Raw genomic sequence first — 19392 nt, forward strand, 5'->3', positions numbered from 1 at the left:
CGGAAAGCCGCCGGCGCCCCGAAGGTGAGCGTTTCGAGGTGAGCCTCAGACGGCGATCTTGCCGCCGCCCTGCCGGGTGATCACCACGACCGACGGGCGTGTCGGCATGTCGTCCCGGAAGTCGGGCCACCGCGTCGACAGGTCCTCGTAGTAGGAGGGACGGCCGAACTCCGGCCAGTCGTCGCCGCCGTCGGCGGGATGCTGGACGGCGACGAACATCGTCTCCATGTCGTCGAGGACGAGCGGACCGCACATCTCCGCGCCCACGGGGACGCGATAGAAGAGCTTCGAGGTGGCGCGGGCCTCGCCCTCCGTGTCGACGGCCCAGAGGCCGTCGGTGCGGCCCGTCGCCTTCGGCGAGTTGCCGTCGGTCGAGACCCAGAGACGGCCGTCGCTGTCGACGGCGCAGTTGTCGGGCATGCCGAACCACCCGTTCTCCGTCGTGGAGGTCGAGAAGGTGGCACCCACCTCGGCGACGCTCGGGTCGCCGCACTGCAGGAGCACCTCCCACGTGCCGCTCTCCGCGGCGAAATCGCCCTCGGCCTCGGCGATCTCGATGATGTGCCCGAAGGCGTTCTCGGCGCGCGGGTTCGCCGCGTCGACCTGATCTTCCTTGCGGCGCGTGTTGTTCGTCAGCATGACGTAGACGCGGCCGTTCGTGCCGTTCGGCTCGATGTCCTCGGGGCGATCCATCTTCGTGGCGCCGAGGAGATCGGCGGCGCGGCGCGTCTCGATGAGGATGTCGGCCTGGCTCTCGAACCCGTTCTCCGCCGTCAGCGGGCCTTCGCCGTGCACCAGCTTCATCCACGTGACGCTGCCGTCCTCGTCGAAACGGGCGACGTAGAGCGTGCCCTCGTCGAGCAGGTTCATGTTCGCCTCGCGGTCGCCTTCCGCGAAGGCGCCGGCGGTCACGAACTTGTAGACGTAGTCGAAGCGCTCGTCGTCGCCGAGATAGAAGACGACGCGGCCGTCCTTCGCGACGATCGACTCGGCGCCCTCGTGCTTGAACCGGCCGAGGGCGGTGCGCTTCCGCGGCACAGAGTTCGGGTCGAACGGGTCGACCTCGACCATCCAGCCGAACCGGTTCGGCTCGTTCGGCTCCTTCGAGACGTCGAAGCGGTCGTAGAACTTGCCCCAGTCGTACGTGCCGTCCGGCACGCCGTAGCGCTTGTAGTTCTCGGCCTCGGTGTGGCCCTCGGGAAGCTCGCCGAGGAAGTAGCCGTGGAAGTTCTCCTCCGCCATCATATAGGTGCCCCACGGCGTGACGCCGCCGGCGCAGTTGTTGATCGTGCCGAGCACCTTCGTGCCGGTCTCGTCGGCAACCGTCCTGAGGCGATGGTGGCCGGCGGCGGGGCCGGTGATCTCCATCTCGGTGTCGGCGGTGATCCGGCGGTTGTAGGGCGAGTCCTTCACGACCTGCCACTTGCCCTCGACCTTGCGGATCTCGACGATCGTGCCGCCATGCGCGGCCATCTCGATGTCGATCCGGTCCTGCGTGGCCTCGGCCACCTGCGGCTTCCCGTCGACGATCGTGACGATGCCGGGGAACATCAGGTGCTCGTTCGTGTACTCGTGGTTCACGACCAGCAGGCCGTGGGAACTCGGGTCCTCGGCGTCCGGCAGCGGGATGTAGCCGACATAGTCGTTGTTGTAGCCGAACTGCCGGCGCTGCTTCTCCGCCGTCTGCGCGTTCGGGTCGAATTCCGGCGCGTCCACGAAGAGCGGGTCGCCCCAGCGCAGCAGCACGTCGGCGTCGTAGCCTTCCGCGACGTGGTGATCGGCGTCGACGCCGGCCTCGACCTCGGTGAAGCTGAAGCGCGAACCCGTTTCCGCCTTCGCCTGGTCGGCGGCGACCAGCGCGAGGGGGCTGACGGTCGTGGTGATCGCGGAGACGGCGAGCGCCCCCTTCAGCAACCCGCGGCGCGAGAATCGGGCGGCGATGACCTCGCCCATCGTGGGATTGGAGGTGGGGTTGCGCGGCTCGGACACCGCGTCCTCGAGAAGGCTCGTGCGGAAGGCTGGCGCGTCCGGTTTCACATGCTCGTTCATGTCGGGGCTCCTGACGAAGAATAGATCGCTCCGGCTCCCTCTCCCGGAGCCGTTGCGATCCGCTATCCAAGGTCGGTCACAGGATGATGACGGGGGCTTGCGCGACTCCCCGTCCGGATGGATGCTGCCCTCGCCGTATGCTCCGGAGTCCTCGGGATGGCCGTCTCGCCGCAGTTCAGGCCCCACGTGGTCGACCTGCTCATGCCCCTGGGCCCGATCGATACGAAGCGGATGTTCGGCGGCCTGTCGGTCCGCTGCGCGGGGCGCCACTTCGCCGTCGTCATCGACGACACGCTCTATCTCACCTCGGACGAGGCGCTGCGGGCGGAGCTCATGGCGCGGGGAGGGAGCGTCTTCACCTACGCGAAGCGCGACCGGATCGTGGAGGCGCCGCGGCTCGTCTCGGTGGTCGAGGATCTGCTCGAGGACCCCGAGGCGCTTCTGCCTTTCGCCCGGCGATCGCTCGAATTCGCGACGAGCGGCCCGGGCGCCGTCAGGCCCCGAAGCCCGCGCGCTTCAGCCTGACGACCGCGAGTTCCAACGCCTGGAGGAAGGCGGAACGGTCCGCCTGGGAGAATGGGGGTGGCCCGCCCGTCATCTCCCCGGCGCTCCGCAGGTCGTCCATCAGGTTGCGCGTTGCCAGCGCCATGCCGATCGTGCGTTCGTCGAAGAAGCGCCCTTTCGGCGAGAGGACGGTCGCCCCGGCCTTCACGCAGCGGCTGGCGAGCGGCACGTCCGCCGTCACGACCACCGCTCCGGGCCGCGCACGCTCGGCGATCCAGTCGTCGGCGACATCGAGGCCGCTGCCGACGATCACGCGCTCGATCAGCGGGTCCTTCGGGACGTTCATGAAGCTGTTCGAGACCACCAGGGTCCTCAGCCCGTGGCGGCCGGCCACCTTGTAGATCTCGTTCTTCACGGGGCACGCGTCCGCATCGACGTAGATCTCTATCACCCGGCTGTCGTCCACATCGCCTCCTTCACCCGGCTTGCCGATTTGCAGAAACCGCGCCTGCGGCTTAAGGAAGCTCCTACCACACGGATTTCCCCGACGTATGTCCCTCATCGAAGCGTTTCTACCAGCCGGCCTGTCCTTGCTCGGCGCGACGGGCCTGGTGCTCGCCGCGTTCCTCACCGCCACGCTCACCGCCGCGATGGGCATTGGCGGGGGCGTCGTGATGCTGGCCGTCATGACGCAGATCGTGCCGATCTCGGTTCTCATCCCGGTCCATGGCGTCGTCCAGGTCGGCGCGAACGTCTCGCGCGCGGTCGCCCAGTGGCGGCACACGCACTGGAACCTGATCGGCTATTTCCTGGCCGGATCCCTCGTCGGCGCGGTGGTCGGCGGCAACATCTTCGTGGCCCTGCCCGAGGACGTGATCCTCGTGACGGTGGCGCTCTTCATCCTGTGGTCCGTGTGGGGCAGCCTGCCGGCGATCCGCGGGTCCGGCCGTGCCGTTCTGGCGATCGTGGGCGCCGTCGCGGCGGTCCTCACCATGTTCGTCGGCGCGAGCGGGCCCTTCGTCGTCGCCATGTTCCGCCAGTTCAATCTCAACAAGACGGCGCTCGTCGGCACGCACGCGACGGCCATGACCCTGCAGCACGGGCTGAAGGTCGTGGTGTTCGGCTTCCTCGGCTTCGCCTTCGGCGAGTGGTTGCCGATCATGGTGGTGATGGTGCTCTGCACCTTCCTCGGCACGGCGTTGGGAACGCTCCTGCTCCACCGCCTGCCCGAGGAGGGCTTCCGGCTCGGCCTCAAGATCATCCTGACGGCCGTGGCGGTGCAGATCCTCGCGAAGGAACTCTGGGACGTCGTTGCCTGACGGAAATCAGGCCCGGCGCTTCTGCAGTGAGGCGCGGGCCTGTCCTTGCGCGGCCTTCGGTGCCGAAGGCGCGGTGCGCCAGCCGACGCCGGGGAAGGAGACGACGCGCTGGCCGCGGAAATCGGTCTCGCAGAGGATGTAGCCCTGGTTCTCCATGTAGGTGAGAAGCCAGCGCGCCCGCGAGGGCGAGTGGCTTCCATAGGCGCGGGCGAGGCTCTCGTCGGAGGGGCAGGGCGCCTCCTCGCCGGCGCTGCGGGCGAGCATCAGGAAGACGCCCTGCATCTCGACCGGCAGGTTCTCGGACACGGCCAGCACCTGCGACCATGACGCATCGTCGGCGTCGCGGGCGGAGACGCCGGCGCGCCCGAGCGCAAGCCTCCGCCGGAACGTCGCCATGTCCTGCGCCACGGCTCCGAGCTTCTTGACGCGGCAGTGGAACTGGAAGTCCTGGTAGATCACGGGCTCGGGCCGGAAGGCTGCCTCCGGCTCCGACAGGATCTCCGCGAAGATCTCGTCGAGCGCCGCCTCGAGGGTCTCCGCGTCGATCGCCTGGGCCTCGGCTTTCGCCTCGCTCGCCGCCGTCGCGCCGGCGGTCTCCACCTGCACGATGAGCTCGTCGGTCGTGGTGCGCATCGGCATCACCATCTGCGACGGCATGGCCGGCTCCGGATCGTTCGGGCTCGGCTGGAAGATCAGGTCCTCGAGATCCTCCCTCGGCGTCTCCGGCAGCGGCAGGAGCTCCGGTCGGCCGCTGCGGCCCCGCGTGACGACGTCGCCGATCTTGATCCGCAAGGGGCGACGGGAGAGTGCGGGCCCCAGCGCCACGAACTGGCCCGGCGCGAGGTCACGGAAAGCCTCCGCCTGCCGGCGCTCCATCCCGAGCAGATCCGACGCGCGCGCCATGTCGATGTCGAGGAAGGTGCGGCCCATCAGGAAGTTGGATGCTTCCGCCGCCACGTTCTTGGCGAGCTTGGCGAGCCGCTGCGTCGCGATGATGCCGGCGAGGCCGCGCTTGCGGCCGCGGCACATCAGGTTCGTCATGGCGCCGAGCGAGGCGCGGCGGGCCTCCTCCGAGATCTCGCCGCCGCCCGCGGGCGCGAAGAGCTGCGCCTCGTCGACCGCCACCAGCATCGGGTACCAGGCCTCGCGGTCCGCGTCGAAGATGCCGTTCAGGAAGGCGGCCGCGCAGCGCATCTGCACCTCGGCATCGAGCCCCTCGAGGTCGAGCACGACGGAGGCCCGGTGGTGACGGATGCGGTTCGCGATCTTCGCGAGGTCGTTCGGCGTGCGGTTCGCGTCGACGACGATGTGGCCGTAGCGCTCCGCCAGCGTGACGAAGTCGCCCTCGGGATCGATGATCGCCTGCTGCACGAGGCCTGCGCTCTGCTCGAGCAGCCGGCGCAAAAGGTGCGACTTGCCCGAGCCGGAGTTGCCCTGGACGAGCAGGCGCGTGGAGAGCAGCTCTTCGAGATCGAGCCGGGCCGGCAGGCCCTTCTCGTCCGTGCCGAGTACGATGCCGGAGTCCATGAGGATGAATGCGATTCCCTTGGCGTTCGCGGGCGCCAACATAGCACGTCGGCGGACGTGCGAGCGTGGGAGGCGGACCGGTCTCCACAGGGAATCGGGCGGGTCGGGCCGCTGGACAGCCTCCGTGTTGATCCTATCGTTGCCGCCTCGTCGTGAAGCCCTATCCTCGCTGGGGTGTCACGGGCCGACGAGGAGGAGTGGGAACGATGCGCAGGGTCTGGCTGATCGCGCCGGCAGTGCTGGCGGGTGTCGTCGCAGGAAGTGTCGGGGCACAGGCGAGGGGAGACGCTCGGGCGGGCGAGGAGATCGCCAATCGCTGGTGCGCGACGTGCCACATCGTGTCGGAGGGGCAGGAGAGGGGAAGCGCCGCCGTGCCGACCTTCATGGAGATCGCCGCCCGCTCGGAAGGCGATCTTGCATGGCTCGACGGCTTTCTCGCCGATCCTCACCCGATGATGCCGGACATGAGCCTCACCCGCCAGGAGATCCAGGACCTCGTGTCCTACATCGCGAGCCTGCGGTGACGTCCAAATCGTGAGTATGAAGCGATCCCGCCGCGAGATGGGGGAGGACGACGATAGGCCGGCGCTGCCGGCCGGCTTCTTTGCCGGCCCCGCGCCAGACGTCGCGCGCGGGCTGATCGGCGCCACGCTTCTCGTCGGCGGCGTCGGCGGAGTCATAGTGGAGACGGAGGCTTATGTTCGCGAGGATCCGGCGTCGCACAGCTTCGCCGGCCGAACCGAGCGGAACGCGGCGATGTTCGGTCCCGTCGGGCGCGCCTATGTCTACCGCTCCTACGGCATTCACTGGTGCCTGAACTTCGTCTGCGACGAGGCGCAGGAGGGCAGCGCCGTCCTCATCCGGGCGGTCGAGCCCACCAACGGGATAGAGATCATGCGCGAGCGGCGGGGGCTCCAGGACATGCGCCTGCTCTGCGCGGGCCCTGGGCGGCTGTGCCAGGCGCTCGCCGTCACCCGGGACGAGGACAAGGCGCCGCTCGACGCACCACCCTTCGTGCTTCTGCCGCGGCAGGCCGAGGTCGAGATCGGCGTCGGGCCCCGTATCGGGATCACGAAGGCTGCGGAGAAACCGTGGCGTTTCGCCATGGCAGGTTCCCGCTACCTGAGCCGCCCCATGAAGCCGCTCCTCGTCGAGGCCAGGGCTTGAGCGTCTTCTTCACCGGCGACACGCATTTCGGCGATCCTCGGGCGCTTCGGGCCGACCGCCGGCCGTTCCCCGACATGGCGGCGCACGATGCAGGGCTCGTCGCACTGTGGAACGAGGTCGTGTCGCCGGCGGACGAGGTCTGGCATCTCGGCGATTTCGCGCTCGGGCCCGGGCCGGAGCGAATCGACGAGTTGCTCTCCAGCCTGAACGGCACGAAACACCTGATCATCGGCAACAATGACGGGCCGGCCACCATCGCCGCGGCGGCCTGGGCGAGCGTGCAGCACTACCGCGAGATCACGGTCGACGGGCGCATGGTCGTCCTGTGCCACTACGCGTTCCGCACCTGGAACGGCGCGGGCAAGGGCGCGCTCAACATACACGGCCACAGCCACGGACGGCTGTCGCCGATCAGCCGGCAGTACGACGTCGGTGTCGACGCGCAAGGATACCGGCCGGTGCGGCTCGAGGACATCATGGGCAAGCGGCGGAAGAAGCGGCCGGGCATCGGCAAGGCGTGAGGGCGGCCGCCGGCGCGACCGCCCGGTTTCCCCGGGGTCAGCCCACGAGATCCTTCAGGCTGAACGGGTAGGGGCGCGGCACGTGCTGCACCGTCACCCACTGGTCGGTGGTGAAGGCGTCGATCGCCCAGCGGCCGTTGAAGCGGCCGATCCCGGAGTTCTTCTCGCCGCCGAAGGGGTTGAAGGGCAGGTCGTTGACCGGCTGGTCGTTGACATGCGCCATGCCGGCCTCGATCGAACGGGCGAAGCGGGTGCCCTTCTCGACGTCGCGGGTGAAGACGGCGCTCGACAGGCCGTACTCGGTGTCATTGGCGATCTTCAGTGCGTCCTGTTCGTCGCGTGCCTTCAGGATCGGCGCGACGGGGCCGAAGATCTCCTCCTGCGCCAGCGCCGAGTCGGTCGGGATGTCGGCGAAGACGTGCGGCGGCAGGACCTGGCCGTCGGGCTCGCCGCCGGCGAGCATGCGGGCGCCCTTCTTGCCCTTCTCGATCTTCTCGACGACCGAATCGAGCTGCGACCTGTTGATGATCGGGCCGATGAACGTGTCGGGGTCGCTCGGATCGCCGACCTTCAGGCCCTTCACCCGGTCGACGAAGCGCGAGACGAACTCATCGTAGATCTTCTCCGTCACCACGAGGCGGTTCGAGATCATGCAGATCTGGCCTTGGTGGAGGAACTTGCCGAAGACCGAGGCCTCGACGGCGAGGTCGAGGTCGGCGTCGTCGAGCACGACGATCGGGCTGTTGCCGCCGAGCTCGAGCTCGAGGCGCTTGATCTTCTTGCCGTCGGCGCTGGCCTTCGCGATGCCGCGCCCGACCAGCGTCGAGCCGGTGAACGAGACGACGCGCGGGATCTCGTGCATGATCAGCGTGTTGCCGACCTCGGAGCCCGGCCCCGGCAGGACGGAGAGGAGACCCTCGGGCAGTCCTGCCTCCTCGAGGATCTTAGCAAACAGCAGTCCGCCGGTGATCGGCGTGTCGGAGGCGGGCTTCACGACCACGCCGTTGCCGACGGCGAGCGCCGGCGCCAGCGTGCGTGCGGTGAGCTGGAACGGCCAGTTCCACGGGCTGATGAGGGCGACGACGCCGACCGGCTTGCGGTAGACGCGCGACTCCTTGCCGGGGATGTCGTTCGGCAGGATGCGGCCCTCGACCATGTGGGGGAGGGAGGCGGCTTCCTTGAAGACGCCCTGGACGAAGGTCCACTCCATCGTCGCCTTGAGGCGCGTCGAGCCCGCCTCGCGCACGAGCCACGAGACGATCTCCTCCTGGCGCGCTTCGACGATCTGCGTCGCCTTCATCATAATCTCGGCGCGGGCGGCGGGCACGAGCGCGGCCCACTCGCGCTGCGCCTCGAGGGAGGCGCGGCAGGCCTCGTCGACGTCCTCGGCGGACGCGGTGCTGATCTCCGCAAGGGTGTCGCCGTTGAACGGATTCGTGTCCTCGATCGGCTTCCCGCCCCGGCCGCGCCGCCACTGTCCGGCGATGAAGATCGACTGAAAGCCCGAGTAGAGGCCTGGATCTGCGGTGCTGTTCATCGTGGCTCCAATCGCGGTTCTCGCAGTGGAGAATGCGCGACTGGACCAAGGGTTCGGGCGGAGCGGGGGCTCCGGGCGCCACGGACGGCGGTCAGTACTCCCGCTCGTAGAACAGGCCGATGCTGGAGTCGCGGGTCGTCGCCTCTCCGCGGATCTTGAGGTTACCCGTGATGTCGAGATTGACGGAGACGCCGCTCTCCTCCTCGCCCGCGGTCACGCCGAGATAGATATTCTCGTCGATATAGCGTCCCGCCTGGACGGCGGCGCCTCCGCCCTCTTGCGTGACGATGTCGAGGTCGTCGAGACCGGTTGTCGCGCGCAGCTGCTGAAGGATGCTCGGCCCGCCGCCGCCCGCGAGCTGCGCCGCAGCGGAGGCGAGTTGGGCGATCTGGAGCGCCGACAGGTCGTTGATCGACCGGCCGAAGAGAAGCTGCGCCAGAACTTCGTCCTGCGGGAGGTCCGGGTTAGACGAGAAGGTGATGTCGGGGTCCGAAGCGCGGCCCTGCACGCTGAGCGTGATGGTGACGGTGTCGGTCTCGGTCGTCGCGACGAAGTCGAGATAGGGGTCGAGATCGCCATAGAGCGTGACGAGGCCGCGATCGAAGGTGATCCGCTGGCCGAGTATGTCTATGCGGCCGCGGATCATCTCGAACGAGCCGACAGGGCTGATATTCGAGACGGGCCCGGTCAGCCGCACGCTGCCGCCGAGCTCGGCGTCGAGGCCGCGCCCGCGCACGAAGATCTGGTTGGGCGCGTTGATCGTCAGGTCGAGGAGGATGCCGCCGGGCTGGTTGCCTCGGGTGGCGCGGGGCTCGTCACCCCCGAGGAGGTCCGCCTTCTGCAGGGTGTTCAGGACGTCGGCGGGCGTGTTCACGTGCCGAACGTCGATCAAGGCCGTCGAGCCGCCGAACCTCTCCGGCACCGTGATCTCGGCTCTGTCGATCGTCACGACGCCCGCGAGCGTCGGTTCGCCGAGGAGCGGACCCTGCAGCGTCAGATCGCCCGTGAGGGTGGCCGCGATGAGCTGCGGATCCTCGTAGCGGGCATCGCGCAGAGTGATGCGAAGATCGGCGGGGAAGGAGCTCGCCGGATCGATGCCGATGGTCCCGGTGACGGAGACGCGTCCATTGCCGAGCGACGCGGACAACTCGTCAATCACCGCCTGCTCGCCGGTCAGCGACGCGCGCAGCCGGCCATTCGTCAGCCTCAGGCCCGAATCGGGATCGATGAAGCTGACGCCGTCTGCCGTGAGGCTGCCCGAGAAGCGCGGCGCCTGGATGGATCCGACGACGCGCGCGTCGACGGCGATCGCTCCGGACAGGCGGGCACCACGCTCGGCGAGAAGCTGGTCACTCAGCGTGAGGGGGATATTGCCCTGCACAGCGACATCCAATCCCTCGCCGCTCAGCGGCACGCGCCCCTGAGCGCGAAGGGTCACTCCGCTGCCCTCGGCCGACGCGGACTGCAGGATGACCGTCTGGTTCTCGAACCGCCCGTCGACCGCGACGCTGACGGCGGCGATGCCGGCCTCTCGCAGGGGTGTCGCCGACAGGCCCTGGCCCCTGACGTTGAACGCGGCGGCGGGATTGTCGATCGAGCCCGTGGCGGTCGCCGTGCCGGTCAGGCTACCCCGGAGACCAAGGTCCGGCGCAAAGGCGTTGGCGATCGCCAGCGGCAGGTTCTGCAACTCGACCCGGACGTTCAGGCCCTGCCCCTCGAGTGGGACGGTGCCCTGGGCCGTCGCCGAGATGCCGCCGCCCTGCAGCCGGGCCGTCTCGAGCGTGAGGGTGCGGCCCGATACGCGGCCATTGGCCGTGAGGCTGAGCGGCCCGGCATTCGCCTGCCGCAGGACGTCAGCCGTCAGGCCGACGATCGTCGCGTCGAACGTGCCATCCGGGTTGTCGAGCGATCCCGTCGCGCGCGCCGTGCCGCTCAGCGACCCGCCGAGGCCGAGATCGGGCACGAAGGCGTTGGCGATCGCGACCGGCAGGCCATTTATTCGCGCCGTCACGTCGAGGGTCTCGCCGATGCTGCCCTCCACGTTCACGGTGCCGCCGCCGACATTCGTGTCGAGCGTCAGCTCCACCGTGCCGTCACGGAACTGGCCGGCCGTCTCGATCGAGAGGGCGCTGATGCCGGCGTCGCGCAGCGGAGCCGCGGTGATGCCGCGGCCGGTCAGCTGGAAATCGGCCACGGGAGATGCCGTCGTGCCCGTCGCCTCGAGCCTTCCGGAGACCTCGCCGCCGAGAGCGAGGTCGGGCACGAAGGCATTGGCGAGCGACAGCGGCAGCGCCTGTACGACCGCCGACAGATCAAGCTCGTCGCCTATCGTCCCCGCGAGCGTCACTCCCCCGCCGCCGATGCCGAGATCCGCGCTCTCGATGGCGATCTCGCCATCGCGGATGGCGACGCGAGCCTCCGAGCGCAGGCTCGCGACGATGTCCTGATGCGAGAGGCGTAGCGTCGACAGAACGACGTCGAAGCCGCTCTCGACGGGGGCGAGCGTGCCGCTCGCCGCCAGGGCGCCTTCCGCGAGATCTGCCGTGACGTCGAAGCTCGTCGTGTCACCCGAACGTGTGGCCGTGGCCTGCAGGCTGTCGAGAACGTAGCCACCCACCCGGACGGCCGACGCGGTCGCCTCGCCCTCGAGCATCGGAGCCTGAAAGAGGTTCGACCCGGTCAGATCGACCGAGGCCGAGCCCACCTCGATCGTGTTGAATCGCAGCCTGTTCGCGCTCGCCTCGATGGCGGCGGACTGTTCCTCGCCGACGACCGACAGGTTGACGTCCGCCTGAAGGGACCCCGAAGCGTCGGCCAGGAAGAGCGGCGCTATCGTGGCGAGATCGGGCGCGTCGAGGGAGATCGCGCCCTCGTAGAGCCCGTCGGGCCGCAGGGTCAGGTTGCCGCTCGCCGTCGCCCTGCCGGCACGCGCCGTCAGGTCCTGGAGCACGCGGCTGCCGTCCTCGAGGCTGGCGATCCCGGCTTGCGCCTCGACCGGCACGCCATCGAGGCTGGCCGAGACCGCAAGATCGCCGTTCAGGTAGGTGCCCTCCGTGAGGGCGCCCTCGAACGTCGCATCGAGACCCGTCAGCGGCTTGCCGTTCAGCACGAGGCGATCGCTGTTGACCGAGGCGGCGATCTCCGGACGCTCGGCGTTCCCGGTCAGCATCGCCTCGACGGAGACGGAGCCCGAGGCGCGATCGCTCAGGGCGGCGATATCGTCGACCTCCACCGTGGCGACCAGATTGGCGGCTTCGCTCCCATATGCGCCATGGACGCGAGCTTCCACCTGCGGGTTCGAAAGCCTCAGTTCCTCGAAACGGAAGCCGGTGTCGGAGCGCGCGATGCCGCCCTCCAGGGAGGTCTCCCCGGCGAAGAGCCCGTCGAGTGCGGGGATGCCGAGTTCGAGGTTCGTCCCGCGCCCTTGAAGGGTCAGGTCAAGCTCCGCGCCGGAGAGGCCGACCAGCCCGCTGGCCGTGACGTCGACCGCCCCGCCGAGATCTTGTCCGACGAGCCCGGAGAAGAGCCCGAGATTCTGCGCCTGCAGCGCATAGTCGCCCCGCAGGCCGTCGCCGTCGATGCGACCCTCGAAGCTCGCGTTCGCGTTCGGGTTCTCGATGCGGGCAACCTGCACGTCGACCGGCTGGCCGGACGACCAGTTGCCGCGCGAGGAGAGGGTGATCTCTCCGCCGAGCGCGCGCGCCACGTCTCGGTCGTTCGAAGTGAGGCCTGTGGCCGAGCCCGACACTTCGAAGGTGATGCGCCGGTTCTCGGCGTCCGCCATGTTGGCAGCGAGCCCGCTCCCCATGATCTGCGCGCGTTCCGCGGAGAGGAGGGGTGTGTTCAGCTGGTTGAGGTCGAAGCGCGCCACCCATGTGTTCTCGACATCGCCGCCCAGCGTGATGCTGATCGTCCCGCTCTGCACCGTCGCCTCGCCGCCACCGCCGGGAAGCGCAACGGGGTTGCCTTCATCCGAGCCGAGCCGAACGTCGGCGTCGAGCGCGGTCGGGAAGCCGTCGGCCGCGACCTCCGCCGTGGCCTGCACGCTGGCGACGCCCGAGGTGATCTCTGCGCGCCGCACGCTGATCGCGCCGCTGTCCGCACGCGTGACATCGATCGCGAGGTTCGAGCCGCCCTGGACGAGGTCCTGGTAGAGCGGCGGCACGAGGGGCTGCAGGTTGCCGTCCACGTCCGCCACGAAGCGCAGGCCGGCGCCCGTCTGGGAGATGGTCGCGGTGCCGTCGACCAGCTGCTCGTCGTTCGCGGAGAGGGAGATGTCCGCCTCGAAGGCGTCGAGCGGTCCGGTGCCTTCGATCGAGAAGGAGAGGGCGGGGCGATCTGGAATGTTGAGCGCGTTCGCGACGACGCCGTTCTCCGGCTCCGACAGGCGCAGGTTGAGGCCGAGCACCCGCGTCTCGTTCGAGAAGCTCGCTTCGAGCACGAGACTGCCGGGCTCGTCGAGGCGCTCGATCTCAAGGTTCGAGTCGAGCGATCCGTCGTTGAGGTGCAATTCGCCAGTGACGGAGAGCGAAACGGCAGGACCGATGACGCCCGCGGCGATGTCGATCCGCGGGACGTTCATCTCGTCGATGTCGACGCCGACCGGCAGCTCGGGGATCTCGAACTGCGCCTCCTCCGGGATCTCTTCCTCGGGGGCGTTCGGAGTGCGCGCGATCTCGATCCTATCGGCCTCGAGAAGGTCGATGTCCAGTCGCCCGCGCAGCAGCGCCAGCCGGCTCCAGACGAGATGCGCGTTCTCGATGGTCAGCCAGACGCCCTCGCGGTCGGCGATGGTGATGGACGAGATCGTGACGTCCGAGGAGAGGGCGCCGTCGATGGCTCCGAGGCGGATCTGGCGGTCGGGAGTGGAGATCTGCCGCTCGACGAAGCGAACGAAGCGCGACCTCTCATTCTCCTCCTGTGCGTCGGCGATGGTCTGCCAGCCGACGAGGATCGCCAGGCCCAGAAACACGAAACCGAGGACGTAGCGCACCATCAGAATGCCTGTCCCAATCCAACATAGATGCCGAAATCCGGATCGCCCGGTCCGGGGTCGAGGGGAAGCGCGACGTCGACGCGAAGCGGCCCCAATGCCGTGAAGTACCGCAAGCCGACGCCTACCCCGACCTTCAGGTCCTCCTCGAAGGAGGGGTAGCTTTCCAGGAAGGCGTTGCCGGCGTCGGCGAAGGCGACGACGCCGATCTTGTCCGTCACTTTCGCGCGCAGCTCGATGGAGCCATCCACGTAGGATCGCCCGCCGATAACCTGATTGCTCACGTTGACGCCGTTCACGAAGGTGCCCTCGGGCAGCCGCGGGCCGACGTTGCGATAGCCATAGCCACGGATCGACCCGCCGCCTCCCGCGAAGAATAGCCGGTCGGCCGGCAGCTCGTCGCGCGCCGCGCCAACGATCGAGCCGACCCCGATGCGGCCCGCGAGGATGAAGCGGTCCTCGGCGTCGATCGAGTAGTAGGTCGAGATCCTGGCGTTGGTGATGAGCGCGACATTCTCGAACTCGAACTCGTAGAGCGGCTCGGCCTTCAGGGAGGCCCGGATCCCCTCGGTGGGGTTCAGCTCGTCGTCACGCGTGTCGTAGGTGAGTTCGGAGGGCAGGCTGACGAGGAAGAAGTCACGCTCGCCCAGCGGATCCTCGGTGCGCGAGCGCTCGACGTTCAGCATGGCGTTGCCGCTCAGCTCGTCGGAGAACCGGTGCGCCAGGCCGATCTGCGCGGCGGCGCGCCGCGAGAGGTAGCTCTCCGGGCGCTCCTGCTCGGCGAGCACCCGTGCGGTCAGGTCCGTGAACGGGGTGATGACGCCCGGCTTCACGAAGGTGACGCCCGCCCGGTATTCGAGATCCTCGTAGCCGTTCGAGCCCAGGCGGCCGACGCTGCCTTCCACGCGCAGCCTCTCCGCCTGTCCGAACAGGTTGCGGTGCTGCCAGTAGGCTTGGACCCCCGCTCCGTCGAGCGTCGAATAGGTCCCGCCGAACCCATAGACGCGCAAGGGGCGTTCGGCGACCTGCACTGTCAGCGGCAGCGTTCCGTCCGGCGTGACTTCCTCGGCCTCGACAATCTGCAGCGCCTGGAACACTTCGAGGCGCCGAAGCTGCTTGCGAGCAAGCTCGAGATCGTCGGGATCGAAGGGCTCGCCCGGCCGGATCCCCGTCTGCCGCGCGACGAAGTCGGGGTTCATTCGCTGCGTCCCCGTCACGCTGACCGGGCCGTAGACGGCGAACGGGCCGGGATCGACGTCGATGCCCACGTCGAGCGTGTCGCTCTCGTGGCGCGCGACGGCGTCCCTGCGTGCGATGGCGGCCTTCGGGTGGCCGAGCTCGCGCCACCGCGAGACCAGCACCCCCTCGCTCTGCAGAACGAGACTCGAGCGCGCCTCGTTGCCGGGAACGAGACCAAGCTCGGCCGGCGTCTCCGGAACGTCGTTGTCGTCGGGAATGGGGCCAGGCTCACCCTGGATCCGCACATTGCCGAAACGGAACTGGGGTCCCGGATCGACCGTCACGACCACCCGCGCCGTCTCCCCGAACTGCGCATCGGCGGGAATCGTCTCTGCGGGCCGGCCGTCGATCGTGATGTCGATGACCGGGCCGTAGCGGCCCTCGCCGTAGAGGGCGCCGACGAGGCGAGCGTAGTCGCCACGGGCCCTGCCGATCAGCGCGGCGGGGCTGAGTGGCACGTCCTCGCGCTCCCGGTAAAGCTGGGACGCGTTCTGCAGGGTCTCCTCGAGATCGTCGTCGTCGCCCGCGACGCGGAAGTCGATCTCGTAGGGCTGGGCGTCCGCGGTCAGCTCGGGATCCTCGGCGTCCCGGCCGAAGAACCGCATGCCGAAAAGCTCGAAGGCATGAGAGGGCGCCGCCATGGGAAGCGCGATCGCAGCCGTGGCGAGCAAGCACGCGAAGCCCCTCCGGATGGGTCCTGACCGCTCAAACACCATACTTGATCGCCGTCTCGTCACCTGTCCGCCGCCCGTCGAGGGTGCACCCTATTGGTTAAGCTATTGGAAGCCAACGAAGCAGGGGCGTTTGCCGGGAGGTTTGGCGGGAGGGTGTAGCCTTCAGGACATAGCTCGTCGCATCCCGCGCACGCCGGCTGGACCTCGCTTCGGCCCAGATGCCGCCAATGCCGTCCCCCGAGGCGCCGCCGCCCGAGCGATCCGGGCGTGGCGTCACGTTGCGGTGAGGCCGGAGGATCGAGAGCCGACCAGCTCCCGTCTGCAGCGGTCCTTTGCGTGTTTCGCGCAGCGTTGTTAAGCTGCTCCCGACTGAATTTTCCTGCGGCGGTCCGGACTTCGATCATGATCGCCGCCTTACGGGACGCGAGTGTTGTGAACGAACTTTTTGACGGCGCGCCCGTGGCCGAACTGCTCGTATCGGGCACCGGAAACGAGTGCGGCGTCGTTCGCCCTGTGGCGGAGACGGCGCCGCTGCGACAGGCGCGCCCGGCGCGGAGAACGGGCGACGAGCCGGCGAGCGATTCGCTGTACGCCGCGCTCGACCTGGGCACGAACAACTGCCGGCTGCTCGTGGCGCAGCCGACGCGCCGGTCTTTCCGAGTGGTCGACGCATTTTCCCGGATCGTGAGACTTGGCGAGGATCTCGACCGGAGGAGCGCGCTCGGCGATGCCGCCCAGTCCCGGGCCATCGAGGCGCTTAAGGTTTGCCGCGACAAGTTGATCTCGCGCGGCGTCACGCGCTCGCGCCTGATCGCGACCGAAGCCTGCCGCCGCGCGGCGAACGGCATGGAGTTCATCGACAGGGTCCAGCGGGAGACCGGGCTGAAGCTCGAAGTCGTCGACCGTGAGACGGAGGCGAGGCTGGCGGTTGCCGGCTGTGCGAGCCTCGTCGATCCGGCGGCGCGCGGTGCGATCGTGTTCGACATCGGCGGCGGCTCGACGGAGCTCGTCTGGTTGGATTTCGACGGGCAGTGCTGGCCCGGCCCCCTCGGCCTGCAGAAGCGCGTCGCGGCCTGGACGTCGATGCCGCTCGGCGTCGTCACGCTCGCAGAGAAGTTCGGCGGCGTGGCCGTCGGTCCCGAGGACTTCGAGGAGATGGTGTCGCATGTGCGCGAGACGCTGGAACGTTTCGAGGCACGCGAGATCATGGTGAAGGCACTCGCAGAGGGCGACGTCCACCTGCTCGGCACCTCCGGCACCGTCACCACGATCTGCGGCGTGCATCTCGCGCTCGACCGCTACGACCGGCGCAAGGTCGACGGGACGTGGATGCGCGGCGACGACGTGGTCGCGGTGACCGAGCGGCTGCTCGGCATGACGTTCGAGGAGCGGGTGAAGAACCCGTGCATCGGCCCCGATCGGGCCGACCTCGTGCTCGCGGGTTGCGCGATCTTCGAGGCGATCAGGCGGGAATGGCCGTGTCGGCGCATCCGCGTGGCCGACCGCGGCTTGCGAGAGGGAATCCTCATGTCGCTGATGGCGCGCGACGGCGTGTGGCGCAACAGCCGCGGGCGGCGGGCGCGGCGCGGCCGGCGCAGGCAGCAGCCGGCATGAGCGACAATCGGGGCCGCGAAGGGCGGCTCAAGGTGCGCGTGCGCACGGCGCGCGGCCGCAAGACCTCGTCGACACGGTGGCTGCAGCGGCAGCTGAACGATCCGTATGTCTCGAAGGCGAAGGCGGAGGGCTATCGTTCCCGTGCCGCCTACAAGCTGATCGAGATCGATGACCAGCAGCACCTCCTGAAGCCCGGCCAGTCCGCGCTCGACCTCGGTTCCGCGCCGGGCGGCTGGAGCCAGGTGGCGGCCGAACGCGTGAAGTCGCGAGAGGGGCAGGGAAGGGTGGTCGGCATCGACATTCAGGAGGTCGCGGAGATTCCCGGCGTCGAGTTCATGCAGATGGACTTCCTGTCGCCGGATGCACCTGCGCGCCTCGAGGCGCTGCTCGGCGGGCGGGTGGACCACGTGCTGTCGGACATGGCGCCGCACGCGACGGGGCACAAGACCACCGACCACCTGAAGATCATGGCGCTCTGCGAGGCGGCGCTCGACTTCGCGCGCCAGGTTCTGAAGCCCGGGGGTTCCTTCCTGGCGAAGGTGCTGCAGGGCGGAACGCAGAACGAGCTGCTGGCGCAGATGAAGCGCGACTTCGCGGTGGTGAAGCACGTGAAGCCGAAGGCGAGCCGCGCCGACTCGTCCGAGCTCTACGTCCTCGCCACCGGCTTTCGCGGCGGCGGCGAGGACGGGGGAGCCGAAGGGCCGGGCGCCGAGGCCTGAGGGCCTACTCGGCAGCCTGTGCGTTGGCTTGCTCTAGGGTAGGGTAGTCGATGTAACCCTCGGGCCCGGAGGCGTAGAAGGTCGAGGCGTCCCACTCGTTGAGGGGTGCACCGAGCTCGAAGCGGCGCGGCAGGTCCGGGTTCGCGATGAAGGCCTTGCCGAACGCGACGGCGTCGGCGTCGCCACTGGCAACAAGCTCGGCGGCGCTTTCGAAGTCGAACGCCTCATTCGCGATGTAGGCGCCGCCGAAGGCTCTCTTCAGCTTAGGGGTCAGCCAGTCGTCGCCCCTGTGCTCGCGCGAGCACAGGAAGGCGAGGCCGCGCCGGCCGAGTTCCTCCGCCACGTAGCCGAAGGTCCTGGCAAGATCGCTGTCGCCCATCGTATGGCTGTCGCCGCGCGGGGCGAGATGCATGCCGACCCGGCCCGGCGACCAGACGGAGAGCACGGCGTCCGTCACCTCGAGCATGAAGCGCGCGCGGTTCTCCAGCGAGCCGCCATAACGGTCGGTGCGGATGTTCGAGCGGTCCTGCAGGAACTGGTCGATCAGATAGCCGTTCGCCCCGTGGATCTCGACGCCGTCGAAGCCCGCCCGCTTCGCGTTCTCGGCTCCCCTGCGATAGGCCTCGACGACGGCAGGGATCTCGGAGGCTTCGAGCGCGCGGGGCGTCACATAGTCCTTCTTCGGCCGCACGAGGCTGACCGAGCCTTCCGGGCGCAGCGCGCTCGGAGCGACGGGAAGGGCACCGTCGAGGTAGACGGGGTCGGAGATGCGCCCGACATGCCAGAGCTGCAGCATGATGAGGCCGCCCTCTTCGTGCACCGCGTCCGTCACCCTGCGCCAGCCGGCGACCTGCTCGTCGGACCAGATCCCGGGCGTATCGGGATAGCCGACGCCCATCGGGTCGACGGAGGTCGCCTCGCTGAGGATCAGCCCGGCCCCGGCGCGCTGGCGGTAGTACTCGACCTGAAGGTCGCTCGGCACCCGGCCCGCATCGGCGCGGCACCGGGTGAGCGGCGCCATCAGGATGCGGTTCCCGAGTTCGAGCTCCCCGACCTTTATCGGATCAAACAGCGTAGCCATCTACGTCTCCATCGGATGTGTTCGTCAGCGGCCTTTGCCTTGCGGCCCGAGACGGGCGAACATGGCTGAGGACAGAAAGTTCGATGTTCGTTGATCATCGACCATAGGGAGGCGACACTGGCGAGGCAATGCGGACATCCGTGCCTTGAGCAGGTTCGGCTCGGCGACGTTCTCGCGGCGCTGAGCGATCCCGTGCGCCTGTCCATCATGTGCGCCCTCTCCGACGGCGAGGAGCGCGCCTGGGGCGACTTCTGCGAGCCGGTCGCGAAGTCGACGCTGAGCCATCACATGAAGGTGCTGCGCGAGGCCGGCCTGATCGTCACGCGACACGAGGGGACGCGGTGCTTCGTGAGACGGCGCGACGAAGTCGACGAGATCTATCCGGACCTCGTTTCCACCGTTCTCTCGCTCGCTCACCGCGAGCGGAACGCGAAGGAGGGCGCCTGAG

General features: G+C 68.8%; 15 protein-coding genes. 8 read left to right on the forward strand and 7 right to left on the reverse strand.

Annotated features, from left to right (window positions below):
- Nucleotides 1-45: 45 nt before the first annotated feature.
- Nucleotides 46-2049: a PhoX family protein gene (locus N177_RS16760; protein WP_023433587.1), complete on the reverse strand. Its 2004-nt coding sequence runs from the start codon at nucleotides 2047-2049 to the stop codon at nucleotides 46-48.
- A gap of 156 nt (nucleotides 2050-2205) precedes the next feature.
- Here N177_RS16760 and N177_RS16765 point away from each other — a divergent pair, with 156 nt between their 5' ends.
- Nucleotides 2206-2574, forward strand: coding sequence for a TfoX/Sxy family protein (locus N177_RS16765; protein WP_023433588.1), 369 nt, complete (start codon nucleotides 2206-2208; stop codon nucleotides 2572-2574).
- Here the strand turns inward: N177_RS16765 and N177_RS16770 are convergent.
- A complete protein-coding gene (locus N177_RS16770; RefSeq protein ID WP_023433589.1) occupies nucleotides 2543-3019 on the reverse strand; it encodes a YaiI/YqxD family protein in 477 nt (158 codons plus the stop codon). The two genes, N177_RS16765 and N177_RS16770, sit on opposite strands and share 32 nt — an antisense overlap.
- Nucleotides 3020-3104: 85 nt before the next feature.
- Between N177_RS16770 and N177_RS16775 the strand changes: the two genes are divergently transcribed.
- Nucleotides 3105-3872, forward strand: a complete 768-nt coding sequence (locus N177_RS16775; protein WP_023433590.1) for a sulfite exporter TauE/SafE family protein — start codon at nucleotides 3105-3107, stop codon at nucleotides 3870-3872.
- A 6-nt stretch (nucleotides 3873-3878) separates the two neighbouring features.
- On the opposite strand, the gene N177_RS16780 is transcribed toward N177_RS16775, so the two are convergent.
- Entirely contained in the window at nucleotides 3879-5399 is a 1521-nt protein-coding gene (locus N177_RS16780) for an ATP-binding protein (protein WP_040486096.1), read from the reverse strand.
- Between the two features lie 206 nt (nucleotides 5400-5605).
- On the opposite strand from N177_RS16780, the gene N177_RS16785 reads away from it, so the two are divergent.
- Genes N177_RS16785 through N177_RS16795 form a run of 3 tightly spaced genes read left to right on the forward strand, consistent with a single transcriptional unit; the run spans nucleotide 5606 to nucleotide 7087 of the window.
- A complete protein-coding gene (locus N177_RS16785; RefSeq protein WP_023433592.1) occupies nucleotides 5606-5923 on the forward strand; it encodes a c-type cytochrome in 318 nt (105 codons plus the stop codon).
- A 16-nt stretch (nucleotides 5924-5939) separates the two neighbouring features.
- On the forward strand, nucleotides 5940-6566 hold the full coding sequence (locus N177_RS16790) for a DNA-3-methyladenine glycosylase (protein WP_023433593.1): 627 nt from the start codon (nucleotides 5940-5942) through the stop codon (nucleotides 6564-6566).
- Nucleotides 6563-7087 (forward strand): metallophosphoesterase family protein, encoded by a 525-nt coding sequence (locus N177_RS16795; protein ID WP_023433594.1) that lies wholly within the window; start codon nucleotides 6563-6565, stop codon nucleotides 7085-7087. Before N177_RS16790 ends, N177_RS16795 begins: the two co-directional genes overlap by 4 nt.
- A 37-nt stretch (nucleotides 7088-7124) precedes the next feature.
- On the opposite strand, the gene N177_RS16800 is transcribed toward N177_RS16795, so the two are convergent.
- The 3 genes from N177_RS16800 to N177_RS16810 all read right to left on the reverse strand — a co-directional run bounded on the left by N177_RS16800 (nucleotide 7125) and on the right by N177_RS16810 (nucleotide 15527).
- Nucleotides 7125-8624 (reverse strand): aldehyde dehydrogenase family protein, encoded by a 1500-nt coding sequence (locus tag N177_RS16800; RefSeq protein WP_023433595.1) that lies wholly within the window; start codon nucleotides 8622-8624, stop codon nucleotides 7125-7127.
- 91 nt (nucleotides 8625-8715) lie between these two features.
- Nucleotides 8716-13620, reverse strand: coding sequence for a translocation/assembly module TamB domain-containing protein (locus tag N177_RS16805; RefSeq protein ID WP_023433596.1), 4905 nt, complete (start codon nucleotides 13618-13620; stop codon nucleotides 8716-8718).
- The gene (locus N177_RS16810; protein ID WP_023433597.1) at nucleotides 13620-15527 is read right to left on the reverse strand and encodes an autotransporter assembly complex protein TamA; all 1908 of its coding nucleotides are present in this window, start codon (nucleotides 15525-15527) and stop codon (nucleotides 13620-13622) included. The genes N177_RS16805 and N177_RS16810 overlap by 1 nt, the downstream gene beginning before the upstream one ends.
- Nucleotides 15528-15962: 435 nt before the next feature.
- Here N177_RS16810 and N177_RS16815 point away from each other — a divergent pair, with 435 nt between their 5' ends.
- Together N177_RS16815 and N177_RS16820 are read left to right on the forward strand one after the other, a co-directional pair.
- A complete protein-coding gene (locus N177_RS16815; protein ID WP_023433598.1) occupies nucleotides 15963-17144 on the forward strand; it encodes a Ppx/GppA phosphatase family protein in 1182 nt (393 codons plus the stop codon).
- On the forward strand, nucleotides 17141-17863 hold the full coding sequence (locus N177_RS16820; protein ID WP_023433599.1) for an RlmE family RNA methyltransferase: 723 nt from the start codon (nucleotides 17141-17143) through the stop codon (nucleotides 17861-17863). The genes N177_RS16815 and N177_RS16820 overlap by 4 nt, the downstream gene beginning before the upstream one ends.
- Nucleotides 17864-17867: 4 nt before the next feature.
- On the opposite strand, the gene N177_RS16825 is transcribed toward N177_RS16820, so the two are convergent.
- The gene (locus tag N177_RS16825; RefSeq protein ID WP_023433600.1) at nucleotides 17868-18944 is read right to left on the reverse strand and encodes an alkene reductase; all 1077 of its coding nucleotides are present in this window, start codon (nucleotides 18942-18944) and stop codon (nucleotides 17868-17870) included.
- 90 nt (nucleotides 18945-19034) lie between these two features.
- Here N177_RS16825 and N177_RS16830 point away from each other — a divergent pair, with 90 nt between their 5' ends.
- Nucleotides 19035-19391, forward strand: a complete 357-nt coding sequence (locus N177_RS16830; protein ID WP_023433601.1) for an ArsR/SmtB family transcription factor — start codon at nucleotides 19035-19037, stop codon at nucleotides 19389-19391.
- The last annotated feature ends 1 nt before the right edge of the window (nucleotide 19392 follow it).

The sequence above is a fragment of the Lutibaculum baratangense AMV1 genome, assembly GCF_000496075.1.
In the GTDB taxonomy this organism is placed as follows: Bacteria; Pseudomonadota; Alphaproteobacteria; order Rhizobiales; family Tepidamorphaceae; genus Lutibaculum; species Lutibaculum baratangense.